The following is a 12924-nucleotide window of genomic DNA, read 5'->3' on the forward strand; positions in this document are numbered from 1 at the left end:
CGAAACGAGACTGATGAGTCTCGTTTGTGGGGTTGATCAAATTCGCAGGCAATCATTTGGGAGAACGCTTTGAGGCTATTTCTTACAGGTGGTACTGGCTTCATCGGGCAAGCGGTGGCGCGCAAGGCAATCAGCCTGGGCCATCGGGTGACGGCGCTGGTGCGCCCAGGCGGATCGGCGTCCGCCAGTGCGCTGGCACACCTCGGTGTGAACCTGCATTCGGGCGACCTGCGTGAGCCACAGTCTTTCGCGGCGGTTGCCGCGGCCGCCGATGGCGTGATGCACACCGCGTCGACCAACGACGCCTCCGCCGCTGCTGTCGATGAGGCCGCGGTTGTAGCGATGCTTACCCAATTGCAGCCGGGCGCGGCCTTTGTCTATACGTCGGGCGCCTGGGTCTATGGCAACACGGAGGGGCTGCCCGTGACTGAAACGTCGGCGCTCAACCCGACACCACTCATCGCATGGCGACCCGCGGTAGAGCAACATGTACTGGCGCTTGCCGCACGGCGCTCGATTGGCGCAGTGATCCTCAGGCCGGCGATGGTGCACGGCTACGCAGGTGGCATCTTCGGCATGCTAGCCGGCATGGCCCGTCAGAGCGGCAGTGTGCGGATCGTCGGCGACGGTCGCAATCACTGGCCTGCCGTGCACGTCGATGATCTCGCCACGGCCTACCTGAGCGCGGTGGAGCGGGCGGCCGGCGGGGACAGTCGAGTCGCGGGACAGATCTTCAATGTGGTAGCGGAAGAAGCCGTTGCCGTTGCCGAAATAGGCGAAGCGACACGGGCGTCGGTCGGCGCCGATCGGGTCGTACCTTGGCCGCTCGATGACGCCCGCCAATCGCTTGGATCGTTTGCCGACGCGTTGGCGCTCGACCAGGCAGTAAGCGGCCAGCATGCCCGACGGGTTCTCGCCTGGAAACCTCATGGCTCCGGCCTGATCGCAGACCTTTCTGCACAAGGGCGCTTTCAACAAATCAACGGAGCATGACGATGGAGTGGAACAGTGTATCTCTCGAATCGATTCTCGCGACTGTCCTCGCGGTCTTGTTCGCGGTTGGTGGGGTGATCAACCTTGCGGGGCGCGACGCGGTGAAGCGCGACTTCGCACGCTGGCGTTACCCGGCATGGTTTCATTTGTTCTGTGGCACGCTCGAGCTGTTCAGTGCGGCACTTCTTTTTGGACAACAAACCAGGGTCTTTGGTCTAGCGCTGGCCGGTGCGATCATGATCGCCGCGCTCTTCACATTGCTACGAAACCGGGAACCGTTCCGGCATCTCGTCCCGGCGCTGGTCTTTTCGGCTCTCATTGTGGTTACTGCGACGATCCGCGGTTGAAGCTTCGCCACGCCGCCAGGCGAGCGAACCCGGTACGCTAACAGGCCGAGCGTGCAATCATGGTGCAGGTACTTGAATCCGCACGCGGATAGCGGCAATGGAGCCGCTTCCATTTGATCACGCGCGTCATGCGTCCGCTTTTTTGTGGCGGTGACAGTCCACACCGGATCCATTTGCGACGGTCGGGACCTGTTAAGCGTTGTCCAACGCCTGCCCGCACGCGTCGCCGTGCATTCATGGGGCAGCGGACAAGGGCAGGCATCGAACAACGCTTAACAGACTCGGTCCTCCCTCGAACTTACAGGTCCGGCACGTATCCACGTTCTCCGTCAACGCTGTTGACAATCGATTCTAGAAGTAGTGCCCGCCATTCCGCGCGCCATTTCCGGCACGTTCTCAAGATCTGTTTGCACGGCCATTTTGCGACATTCCCGCGTCGGACCTATTCGATGCCGTATCGCAACTTTTGATTGGCAGGCGGTATATTTCATTGCAATACTACTGCCGGATTGCGCGTTGTTGCGTGCGGGGTTCACGGGCGTTTTATTTAGCTGAATTTTTTCGGTGAGCGCTCAAGAACAAGCTGGTAAGGCATTTTTTTAAGATTCTTATGGCCAATGTATACCGCGCTGACCGATATAAGCCGCAGGTCTTGTGGTTGAGATTACGTTAGGCGTCAATCGAAAGGAAGGCATGAAAATGACACGCGTCCGAGTTGAGGGCTTTACCATCTCGCTTGACGGATACGGAGCTGGTCCGAATCAGGACATCGGGAATCCGCTCGGCGTGGGCGGGACAGATTTGCACCAGTGGTTAATCCCGACACGCACGTTCCAACGGACCCTATTTGGCGCCGACGGTGGCACAACGGGGATCGATGACGACTTCGCTGCGCGGGGCTTCAAGAATGTTGGCGCCTGGATTCTCGGAAGAAACATGTTCGGACCGATTCGCGGTCCCTGGCCCGACATGAACTGGAAAGGCTGGTGGGGGGACAACCCACCCTATCACGTTCCAACTTTCATCTTGACTCATCACGCGCGCCCGCCCATCCAGATGGAAGGCGGAACGACTTTCTACTTCGTCACGGGCGGTATTCACGAGGCGCTTGACCGGGCGCGCGACGCAGCCAACGGAATGGATGTGCGCATTGGCGGCGGACCTGACACTATCCGGCAATATCTTCGTACGGGCCTCATCGACGAGCTGCACGTCGCTATCTCGCCGGTCCTGCTGGGCGGGGGAGAGCGACTGTTCGAGGGGATTGACGTACGCGCTCTGGGATACGAATGTGTTCAGTTCGTTGCGTCGGAGAAAGCCACCCATGTTGTACTCCGGCGCCAGGGGCAGAATGACGCCTAACAACCGGTTGAAAGCGCCATACTCACGTCACGAAAGCAGCGTCAGAGTATCGACGTTGAAGCTCGCATCGATAAGCCGCTCCACCTAAACTCAGCGCAAACTTCTAACCTGGCTCGGCGTGACACTTCCGGCAAATCGATTGCCGAAATGGGTTCTCGTGTAATTGACGACAGCAGCGACCTGATCGTCATCCATCGCGTCGCCAAACGATGGCATCGCCTTTCGGCCGTGAAGTACGTTGAGGATGACGTAGGGTGCTGCCTCGACTGCCGGGTTGTCCGCGAGCGCCGGGTAGTGACCCGCGCCCTGTGCGCCTTTTCCATCCGGCATATGGCATCCCGCGCAGGTGGCGTTGTAAAGCGCTTCGCCGCTTTTTTCGGTGAAGCCGTAGCCCGGCGAAATCGTGAAGGTTCGTGGTGCGTCCTGTGCCACGGCCTGAGCCGACACCGTCGCGCCTCCTATCAGCAAGGCCATCAGCATCACGCCGAGAATCAGCGTCGGCCTATCCATTGACGATCCTCCGATGCAACCGGGTGATCGCATCCAGTGACGACAGCACGGCGCCTTCCTGCCATGCCGGGATATGCGAAGCGTGCTCTCCGGCAAGGACGACCCGTCCGTCGATCTGACAGAGGTTCGCGTAATGCGCTTCTCTCAACGCATCCGTCCATGCGGCGAAGCAGCCATTCGTGAACGGTGATCGGCTCCAGCTCATCGCGAAGCCGTTCTGGTACTCACGCGCGTACTGCGGATGAATCTGGCTGCCCTGGCTCAATGCCACCGCGATCCGTTCGGCAGGGGGCAGCGCACCCATCTCATAGCTGGCTGGCCCCCACATGTAGGCGCCGAGCAGCACCGCGGGACCGATCGATCCGTAACCTGTTGCCGGATAGCCGATCGTCGAGATCGGCAGGTCAGTATGCGTGATGCCGCCGTAGATCTGCTCGTCTTCTTCCCAGAATCGCCGGCCGAATTGCAAGCCGATTTTCACTGATGTCTCGTAGGGCACCGCATCGATCGCGGCGCGCATGGCCGGGCCGACCGCAATGTCGATCTGACTCAGAATCGAGAGCGGGATGGTGCACACCAGCCAATCCGCGTGCGCGTTCCGTTCGGTCCGGGTGGTCGTATCGGTATAGCGCACTGTGACGCCTTGCTCGTCCTGCAAGATGGCCGTGACTCTGGCGTTGAACACTACAGCGCTTGCGACCTGCGAATAAAGCGCATGGGCAATCCTGTCCATGCCGCCGACGGGCTGGAAAATGGTGCTCTGATAGTCCTGCTCGTTTCCAGACGAGAGCCATTGCCACAAACTCGATGCAAGCAAGGGGTCGCGCGGGAGCAGATCTGACGGCACGGCCTTGGGCATCAGCCCACCGCCATGCGGGGTCGCGAATCCGCGGCGCTCACTGCTTCGCCGCCCCGCCTGATAGGCACCATCCGGACCGAGCGCACCCCATTGGCGCAGGGATTCGAGTAGCAGATGCGCATCTTCGACTGACAACGCATCATCAAGCGCGTCCTTGCGGATTGCTTTGGAAAGCAGTTCGGCGATATAGCCTTGATAGTCGGTCTGCACCGCCCGGAATCGTTGCGGCTTGCCATCGAACGCCTCCGTCGAATGCAGGTATGCGTTGTAATTGACCTGGATGAAAGGCTCGAGCGGCACTTTCAGGCGTTTTGCATAGTCGAGTACGCCCTGGTGGTGATACGGAATGCGCCACGGCCCTGGGTTCAGATAAAGCCCGTCAGCGAAATCACAGTCCTGGGTGGCACCGCCGAGTTCTGTATAGCGATCACCGCCCCTGACAGTCCAGGCCCGACCACCCGCGCGGTCGTTGTACTCGAGCACCTGCACGCGGTACCCCGCGTTCCTCAACTCAAAGGCCGCGACGAGGCCGGCCATGCCCGCGCCGACCACGAGAATTCGCGTTCCTTTGGGCGCGCCATCGAGTCCGATCGGTCTGGCATAGGTCGAGGTAGCGGCGAACCCAAGCGTGCCCATGCCTTGCATCATGGCGGCCGCGCCGAGGTTCTTGCCGATCAGCGTCAGCAGGTGCCGGCGGCTCATCGCATGTGTGGTCATTCTCGACATAAGGACGTGGTGGCCCGACTGGAGAGAAACGATGGCAAACGAAATCAGAGGCATCCCAGACCGCAAAAGTATGAGCCTACTTCCGCTGAAATCAGTCTTACGACGAATTAAGACTATGAACCGTTTCTCGTCAACACGTGCGACTGTCCGTTACCAGGACGGCTGACTGCGCCTTGTGGGTCGGGCTCGCCCGAACAACCCTGAAAGGGTGCGGCCCGTCACGACGAGCAGCCCCCGACCAATGTGGGGCGGCTGGTACGTGCAATCACCTGGCCGTGGACGGGCATACCGGTGTTGTCTGTGGCGCAAACGATGAGCGCTGCGCTAGACACATACGCGGGTGTTTCCTGCACTGTCCTGCACTAGAATGGATTATTACTACATTGCCGGGCGTCGCTGGCCGTATCTGACCAGCACGACGTGCGGGATTCTCGTTGGAGGAACCATGCCGACTTACAAGTACAGGTGCGAGAAGTGCGGTGAAATGTTCGAACATGCCGAGCATCTTGCTGAACATGAAGCCGCTCATCCGGCTTGTCCGAAGTGCGGAAGCGAAAAGGTTCAGCACATACCCACGCCATTTGTCGCGAAAACGTCGAGAAAGAGCTGAAATCTGTCTGACCGAGCAAGGGCAGATCCGCCAGGAAAATGTCCGTTACGAGTAGTTCAGCGTTGATATGGAAACGGTGTCGATGGGTGGCAAAGGGCGTGGCATTCGCGCTGAGTCGGTGGCTACAAAGGTAAGGGTGGCTTCCGTCACCTTGACGACGTCGGCCGCCATGCCCATGCGTTGAGCGAAGACTTCCACGTTGACGGTGATCGACGTACGTCCCTCGCGGACGATATCTGCGTAGAAGCTCAACAGGTCACCGATAAAAACGGGCTGTCTGAACGTGAACGAATTGACGGCGATGGTGACGACACGGCCGTTCGCGCGCTCGCTGGCGGGAATCGATCCGGCGATGTCGACATGTGACATGATCCAGCCGCCGAAGACATCGCCGTGCACGTTGGCGCTTGACGGTTGAGGCACGACGCGCAGCACGGGCATCGTGTTGGCGGGAAGGCGCTCTGAAGATGAGGCGGCGGGCATGGCGGTCTCGTGTCGTAGGTAAGGCGGGAGCGGCACGATCGTGCCCGGCTCCCGGCAAATATCGAGTTCAGCGGACCACGCGCGTCAGCCAGTGCGCGTAGCGTTCCGATTTGCCGGCGACTGCGGCGAAGAACGTTTCCTGCAACGATGCGGTGACCGGTCCACGCTCTCCGTTGCCGATCACGCGATCGTCGAGTTCACGAATGGGCGTGACCTCGGCTGCCGTGCCCGTAAAAAAGGCTTCGTCGGCGCAGTACATTTCGTCGCGCGTAATGCGTTTTTCGACGACCTGAAGGCCCTGATCCCGCGCGATTTCAATGACCGACGCGCGTGTGATGCCGTCGAGGCACGAGGCAAGGTCCGGCGTATACACCACACCATTTCGCACGATGAAAACGTTTTCGCCCGCACCCTCGGACACATAGCCTTCCGTGTCAAGCAGCAAGGCCTCGTCGTAACCGTTACGGGTGACTTCGCGATTGGCCAGAATCGAGTTGATGTAGTAGCCGCTTGCCTTGGCGCGAACCAGCGACACATTCACATGGTGACGCGATAGCGACGATGTCTTGACGCGAATACCGCGCGCGAGTCCCTCCTCGCCGAGATAGCTGCCCCAAGGCCACGCGGCGATCCCGACGTGAACCTTGTTGCCGCGCGCACCGAGGCCCATCTGTTCGCTGCCGAGCCATACGAGAGGCCGCAGATAGCACGCGGTCAGCTGATTGCGGCGCACCACTTCCAGTTGCGCCTCGCGAATCGTCTCCGCGCTGAAGGGCACAGCCATTTCGAAGATCTTCGCGGAATTGAAGAGTCTTTTCGTGTGGTCGTCGAGCCGGAAGATCGCCGGACCCGCAGCGGTCTCGTATGCCCTGACGCCTTCGAATACCGCCATGCCATAGTGGAGCGAATGAGTCAGAAAGTGGAGTTGCGCATCGCGCCACTGCACCAGTTCGCCATCTAGCCAGATCACGCCATCACGGTCATGCATTGTCGTTTTCATAACGCTTTTTCGAAAGATTGAGGAGATGAAACGGGCGGCGTGCCGGCCGCATCGGCCCGGTATTCGGCAAGCCAGCGTTCGCGCTTCGTTGCCGCGGCGAGCACGTTGCGCTCCTTGACGTGACCGAAGCCGCGAATCTCGTCCGGCAGATTGGCGAGTTTCATCGCCGCATCGAATCGGGCGGTGTGGAGCGTTGCGCAGAATTCGTCGACCAGCGCGAAGTACTGCTCGATCAGTTCACGTTCATTGCGCCGTTCTTCCGTCTTGCCGAATACGTCGAACGCTGTGCCGCGCAAGAACCGGAATTTTTCGAGCACGCGGAACAGCGTGAGCGTCCATTGCCCGAATCGTTGCTTTTTCAGGTGGCCGTGTTCGTCGCGTTTGGCGAGCAATGGCGGCGCGAGATGGAAAGCGAGCTTGTAATCGCGACCCGGCTCGCCTTCGAACTGAGCGCGCAGCTTGTCCATGTAGGTCGGGTCCGCATAGAGGCGGGCCACTTCGTACTCGTCCTTATAGGTCATCAGTTTCGCGAGATTGCGCGCGACCACCGGCGTGAGGCGAGGCTTCGACCGGGGCACAACAGCCGCTTCCTTCTCGCGTAGCCGTTCGACGGCTGCAACATAGCGCGCCGCATAACGCGGGTTCTGATAGACGCTCAGCCGCTCGACGTTGCGCTCGATCAGCTGGTCCAGCGATTCGGGCATCTGCACGACGATGGCCTGCTGCTTGCCGGCGAGCGGCGTAAAAGCATCCGCGGCGGCTTCACCGTGCTGCGCGACGTAGCGGCCCCATTCGAACGCCAGACGATTCTTTTCGACGGCTACGCCATTCAATTCGATTGCACGATCGAGACTTTCGTAGCCGAGCGGCAGCCAGCCGCGTTGCCAGGCGAAGCCGAGCAACAGGGGATTGGCATAGAGCGTGTCGCCTAATAGCGCGAGCGCGAGACGATTGGCGTCGATGAAGTCGCAGTCGTCGCCGATGCTCGCGCGCAGATCCTGTCGCGTCTGCTCGGCCGGAAAGCTCCAGTGCGGGTCCCGCACGAACTGCGCGGTCGGCGTGGCGCCGCTGTTGATCGCCGCTTTCGTCACGTCGCGTTGCGTGCGTGCCAGCACTTCAGCGGAAGCGGAGACGATCGCATCGCAGCCGAGAATCAGGCGCGCTTCACCGGCCGCAATCCGCGTGGCGTGCAATTGGTCGGGTGCCGCGGCGATCTGCACATGACTGAGCACGGCGCCGCCTTTCTGTGCGAGCCCGGCCATATCGAGCACGGTGACGCCCTTGTTTTCGAGGTGAGCCGCCATGCCCAGCAAGCCGCCGATCGTTACGACGCCGGTTCCACCGACACCGGTCACCAGCACGCCGTACGGCTTGGTTAGTGAAGCAATCGCGGGGCGGGGCAGCGCCGCGAAATCGGGCAACGCAGGTGCGGATGCTTGTTTGGCGGGCTTTTTCACCTGTGCGCCTTCCGCCGTGACGAAACTCGGGCAAAAGCCTTTCACGCACGAAAAATCTTTATTGCACGAGGACTGGTTGATCTTTCTCTTGGTGCCGAGCGACGTTTGCAGCGGCTCGACCGACAGGCAGTTCGACTGCACCGAGCAGTCGCCGCAACCTTCGCACACTGCGTCGTTGATAAAGGCGCGCTTCGCCGGATCGGGATACGCGCCGCGTTTGCGGCGCCGGCGTTTTTCGGTCGCACAGGTCTGGTCGTAGATCAGAATCGAGGTACCGGCCATCTCGCGCAACTCGCGCTGCAAGCGGTCGAGTTCGTCGCGGTGATAGACCTTCACCCCATCGGGGAGGCGAATGTTCGCGTCGTATTTCTCCGGCTCGTCGGTCACGATCAGCACGTGCTTCGCGCCTTCGGCAACGACCTGAAACGCGATCTGCGGGACGGTGAGCACACCGTCCACCGGTTGGCCGCCGGTCATCGCGACCGCGTCGTTGTAGAGCACCTTATAGGTGACGTTCGCGCCAGCCGCAATGGAAGCGCGAATCGCGAGCAGACCCGAATGGAAATAGGTGCCATCGCCCAGATTGACGAACACGTGCCGCTCGTTCGTGAAATGCATCTGGCCGGTCCACGCGACGCCTTCGCCGCCCATCTGGCTGAAGGTCTCCGTCTTGCGATCCATCCACATCGACATGTAATGGCAGCCAATGCCGGCCAGTGCGCGCGAGCCTTCCGGCACGCGTGTCGACGTGTTGTGCGGGCAGCCCGAACAGAACCACGGTTGCCGCTCCGTCACGGAACGCGGCGTGGCCGCCTCGCGCTCCTTGGCTTCGATCACGGCAACGCGGGCATCGATCCGCGCCCGCAGATCGGCGGGCAGATCGGCTTTGGCGAGGCGCCGGGCGATCGCTTTCGCGATCAAGGCGGGTGACAGCTCGTAGTGCGCGGGCAGTAGAGTCTGTCCGCGCGGCACGGACCATTCGCCGCCTTCGTCGTCGCGCTGATCGAACTTGCCGAACACCTTTGGGCGCACGTCGTCGCGCCAGTTATAGAGTTCCTCTTTGAGCGCATATTCGAGAATCTGGCGTTTTTCCTCAACCACCAGAATCTCGTCGAGCCCGGTTGCGAAGTCGCGCGCGTTCTGTGCATCGAGCGGCCATACGCAACCCACTTTCAGCACGCGTATGCCGATGCGCGCGCAGGTTTCGTCGTCGAGCGACAGATCGGCGAGCGCCTGCCGCACGTCGAGATACGCCTTGCCTGCGGTCATGATGCCAAGGCGCGGAGTGGGGCTGTCGATCACCACGCGGTTCAGCTTGTTCGCGCGAATGTAGGCGAGCGCCGCGTACCACTTGTAGTTGAGCAGACGCGCCTCCTGTGTCAGCGGCGGGTCGGGCCAGCGGATATTCAGGCCACCTTCGGGCATGTCGAAGTCGTCGGGCAGGACGATCTGCAATCGGTCCGGATCGATGTCGATCGACGCGCTCGATTCGACCACGTCCGTCACGCACTTCATCGCGACCCACAGACCCGCGTAGCGGCTCATGGCCCAGCCGTGCAGACCGTAGTCGAGATACTCCTGCACGCTTGCCGGATACAGCACCGGAATGCCGCTTGCCACGAACATGTGCTCGGATTGATGCGCGACCGACGACGACTTCGCCGCATGGTCGTCGCCCGCCAGTACCAGCACGCCGCCGTGCGGATCGGTGCCGGCCGCATTCGCGTGCTTGAAGACGTCGCCGGTGCGATCCACACCCGGCCCCTTGCCGTACCACATGCCGAATACACCGTCGACCTTCGCGCCCGGCCAGAGGTTGATCTGCTGCGCGCCCCACACGGCGGTCGCCGCGAGGTCCTCATTCACCCCCGGCTGAAACACGACGTCGTGTTCCTTCAAATGCTTCTTCGCCTTCCATAAACCCTGATCGAGTGCGCCGAGCGGCGAGCCGCGATAGCCGGACACATAACCCGCGGTGTTGAGGCCGGCGCGGCGGTCGCGCGCCTTCTGCAGCATAGGCAGCCGCACCAGCGCCTGCGTACCGCTCATATAGACGCGGCCCTTTTCGAGCGTGTATTTGTCGTCGAGCGATACGTCGGCAAGCGCGTCACGTAGCGGGGGCGTTAGCGGGGCATTCATGGTGCAGTCTCCGGCGGCTTTATTGGAAGCGGAGTATAGGAAGCGGAATTTCCAACGTAAAATCACGAATACCGAATCCTGCTATTCGAAAAACACATGTCAAAAGACGTTACCTTGCGGCAGATGCGTTACTTCGTGGCGGCAGCCCAGAGCGGGCAGTTTTCGATGGCCGCGACGGCCGAGCATGTGTCGCAATCGGCGATTACCAATGCCGTGCTCGCATTGGAGGAAACCCTGGGTACGCGGCTCTTCGAACGCCTGCCCCAAGGCGTCACGTTGACGCCGGACGGGCACGATTTTCTGAACCACGCGAGACACATCCTCGATTCGGTGCGCGACGCGGTCTATAAGGCGCCGTTCCGCTCGCACGATCTGAAAGGAGTCGTGCGCATTGCGGCTTCGTATACGGTGCTGGGCTATTTCCTGCCCGAGTTGATGGCGCGGTTTCGCGCGACGTACCCCGACGTCGTGATCGATCTGCACGATCTGGACCGCGAGTCGATCGAACAGGCCGTGCTCGCCGGCGACGTCGATCTCGGGATAGTGCTGCTATCGAATGTCGAAAATATCAGGCGTTTCCACCACCATGTGCTGATCCGCTCGCGTCGGCAGTTGTGGACTTCGCCCACCCATCCGCTTGCGCAACTCAATGCGCCTTCGCTCGCGGACATCGTCGATTATCCATATATTCTGATTACGGTAGACGAAGGCGAGCAGTCCACGCTGCGTTACTGGAAGCAGAACGATGTCGAGCCGAATATCGCGTTTCGCACGAGTTCAATGGAAGCGCTGCGTGGTCTGGTCGCGCATGGTTTCGGCGTGACGATTCTGTCCGACATGGTGTTTCGCCCGTGGTCGCTGGAAGGCAAGCGGATCGACGCGCGGCCGATTCTCAACGCGATTCCGCAGATGGATGCGGGCATGTTATGGCGCAAAGGCGCAACACTGGATACGCCGGCAGTGGCGTTTCAGCAGTTCCTCATTCATGCATGCGGGAGTTGAAGGCGGTGGCGTGATCTGCCTGATGAAAATTGCGGTGCATTACCCGAACTGATTATGGCGATCCTCCCGTATCTGTTTTTCGCATACCCACGCGATTGTTTTTCCTCTGCACGGACGGCGGCCGGCTCGCGCTGCAAAGCCGCGCTGACATGGGTCAGAGCCGGGACGCACTATAATCGGCTCGATGCATCGATTCATCGAGAATCGGTCGACGACCCTTCCGCCTTCCGTCATGCCTAAACAGAGAGCCAGCAAACCCGTTCAGCCTGCGTTGCGCAGCCGCAAATCCCCGCAGGGCTCGCCCACCGTGCAGGACGTCGCGCGTCTCGCGAAGGTGTCAGTCGGCTCGGTGTCGCGTGTGCTGAACGGCCGCGAGAATGTGGCGCCGGCCATTCAGGAGGCGGTGCGCGCCGCGGTGGCCGAGTTGAATTTCGTGCCGAACGTGGTGGCGCGAAGCATGCGCAAAGGCAGCTCCAGCGCGATTGGCTGTCTGATTTCCGACATCACCCAGCACACTGCCGCACAGATGGTGAGCGCGGCCGAAGAACGCCTGCGGGCCAAGGGTTTCGAGATTCTGATCGCCAATTCCCACTACGATCTCGAGCGCGAACGAGCCATTTTGTCGAGCCTCAAGCAGCGCCGCATCGACGGATTCATCGGCGCGATTTCCGACGACGAGACGCCTTCGTATTTCAACTTCCTGCACACCCTGAATATGCCGGTCGTGCTGTGGGAGCGCGATGCCCAAGGCGAATTCAATTCGGTGCTGACCGATCACGCAGACGGCTGCCGTCAGGCCGTGCGCTATCTCGCGTCGCTCGGTCATCGCTCCATTGCGCTCGTGGCTGGTCACGAAAACACCTGGGTGGGCCGCGAGATGGTGCGTGGCTATCAGGCCGCGTGCGAGGCCGCCGGCATCGCGCTCGATCCGGCGCTCGTGCTGCGTACCAGCGCGTTTAACAAGGACGTCTGCCGCGCGCTGCTCAGCGCTGCGCAGCCGCCTTCCGCCATCATCGCCACGCTGAACGACGTGGCTATCGTGCTCGAAGTCGTGCGGGAAACCGGGCTGTCGATTCCGGCCGACCTGTCGGTGATTTCCATCGGCGAGCACGAATATTCGGGAATCGCGTCGCCGGCATTGACCGTGGTGACGCAAAACCCGCGCGACGTCGGCCGTGAAGCAGCGGACATGATGTTGCAACTGATCGACGGCACCGCGCCGTCCGGCATCCGCCGCTCGAAACATCCCATGCGGATGATCGTGCGCGAGTCGTGCGGCGCGCCCCCCAGCCTGGCACGCCGCAAAAAGCGCTAGCCGGGTTCGATTCCCAGGGTTTGTCCGATCGCGAAGTTCTTGACAGCGGATTTTTCGCCACCGACATTGCGCACATGCCGTGAATGAATCGATTCACCAAAATTCAAGGAGCGATATGAGC

11 protein-coding genes are annotated in these 12924 nt (G+C 61.1%); 6 read left to right on the forward strand and 5 right to left on the reverse strand.

Annotation, left to right across the window (positions count from 1 at the left end; translation table 11 throughout):
- Positions 1-69 precede the first annotated feature (69 nt).
- The 3 genes from PQR42_RS12670 to PQR42_RS12680 all read left to right on the forward strand — a co-directional run bounded on the left by PQR42_RS12670 (position 70) and on the right by PQR42_RS12680 (position 2702).
- Positions 70-993 carry an NAD-dependent epimerase/dehydratase family protein gene (locus PQR42_RS12670; RefSeq protein ID WP_408384509.1) on the forward strand — a complete coding sequence of 308 codons (924 nt, stop codon included), beginning with the start codon at positions 70-72 and terminating at the stop codon, positions 991-993.
- A gap of 2 nt (positions 994-995) precedes the next feature.
- Complete coding sequence (locus PQR42_RS12675) at positions 996-1340, forward strand: DoxX family protein (RefSeq protein ID WP_408384507.1); 345 nt, start codon at positions 996-998, stop codon at positions 1338-1340.
- A gap of 699 nt (positions 1341-2039) precedes the next feature.
- Positions 2040-2702 carry a dihydrofolate reductase family protein gene (locus PQR42_RS12680; RefSeq protein ID WP_408384631.1) on the forward strand — a complete coding sequence of 221 codons (663 nt, stop codon included), beginning with the start codon at positions 2040-2042 and terminating at the stop codon, positions 2700-2702.
- A gap of 90 nt (positions 2703-2792) precedes the next feature.
- Here PQR42_RS12680 and PQR42_RS12685 read toward each other — a convergent pair whose 3' ends face one another.
- Positions 2793-3212: a c-type cytochrome gene (locus tag PQR42_RS12685; protein ID WP_408384505.1), complete on the reverse strand. Its 420-nt coding sequence runs from the start codon at positions 3210-3212 to the stop codon at positions 2793-2795.
- Entirely contained in the window at positions 3205-4797 is a 1593-nt protein-coding gene (locus PQR42_RS12690; protein WP_408384503.1) for a flavin monoamine oxidase family protein, read from the reverse strand. Before PQR42_RS12690 ends, PQR42_RS12685 begins: the two co-directional genes overlap by 8 nt.
- A 445-nt stretch (positions 4798-5242) precedes the next feature.
- Here PQR42_RS12690 and PQR42_RS12695 point away from each other — a divergent pair, with 445 nt between their 5' ends.
- Positions 5243-5407 carry an FmdB family zinc ribbon protein gene (locus tag PQR42_RS12695; RefSeq protein ID WP_408204027.1) on the forward strand — a complete coding sequence of 55 codons (165 nt, stop codon included), beginning with the start codon at positions 5243-5245 and terminating at the stop codon, positions 5405-5407.
- 45 nt (positions 5408-5452) lie between these two features.
- Here the strand turns inward: PQR42_RS12695 and PQR42_RS12700 are convergent, their stop codons facing one another.
- The 3 genes from PQR42_RS12700 to PQR42_RS12710 form a co-directional block, all read right to left on the reverse strand.
- Positions 5453-5890, reverse strand: a complete 438-nt coding sequence (locus PQR42_RS12700; protein WP_408384498.1) for an acyl-CoA thioesterase — start codon at positions 5888-5890, stop codon at positions 5453-5455.
- Positions 5891-5957: 67 nt separating this feature from the next.
- Complete coding sequence (locus tag PQR42_RS12705) at positions 5958-6890, reverse strand: branched-chain amino acid transaminase (RefSeq protein ID WP_408384496.1); 933 nt, start codon at positions 6888-6890, stop codon at positions 5958-5960.
- Entirely contained in the window at positions 6887-10486 is a 3600-nt protein-coding gene (locus PQR42_RS12710; protein WP_408384494.1) for an indolepyruvate ferredoxin oxidoreductase family protein, read from the reverse strand. Before PQR42_RS12710 ends, PQR42_RS12705 begins: the two co-directional genes overlap by 4 nt.
- Positions 10487-10582: 96 nt before the next feature.
- Here PQR42_RS12710 and PQR42_RS12715 point away from each other — a divergent pair, with 96 nt between their 5' ends.
- Entirely contained in the window at positions 10583-11488 is a 906-nt protein-coding gene (locus PQR42_RS12715; RefSeq protein WP_408384492.1) for a LysR family transcriptional regulator, read from the forward strand.
- A gap of 232 nt (positions 11489-11720) precedes the next feature.
- Positions 11721-12803 carry a LacI family DNA-binding transcriptional regulator gene (locus PQR42_RS12720; protein ID WP_408384490.1) on the forward strand — a complete coding sequence of 361 codons (1083 nt, stop codon included), beginning with the start codon at positions 11721-11723 and terminating at the stop codon, positions 12801-12803.
- Positions 12804-12924: the final 121 nt, after the last annotated feature.

Source organism: Paraburkholderia sediminicola, from assembly GCF_046027355.1.
GTDB lineage: Bacteria > Pseudomonadota > Gammaproteobacteria > Burkholderiales > Burkholderiaceae > Paraburkholderia > Paraburkholderia sediminicola_B.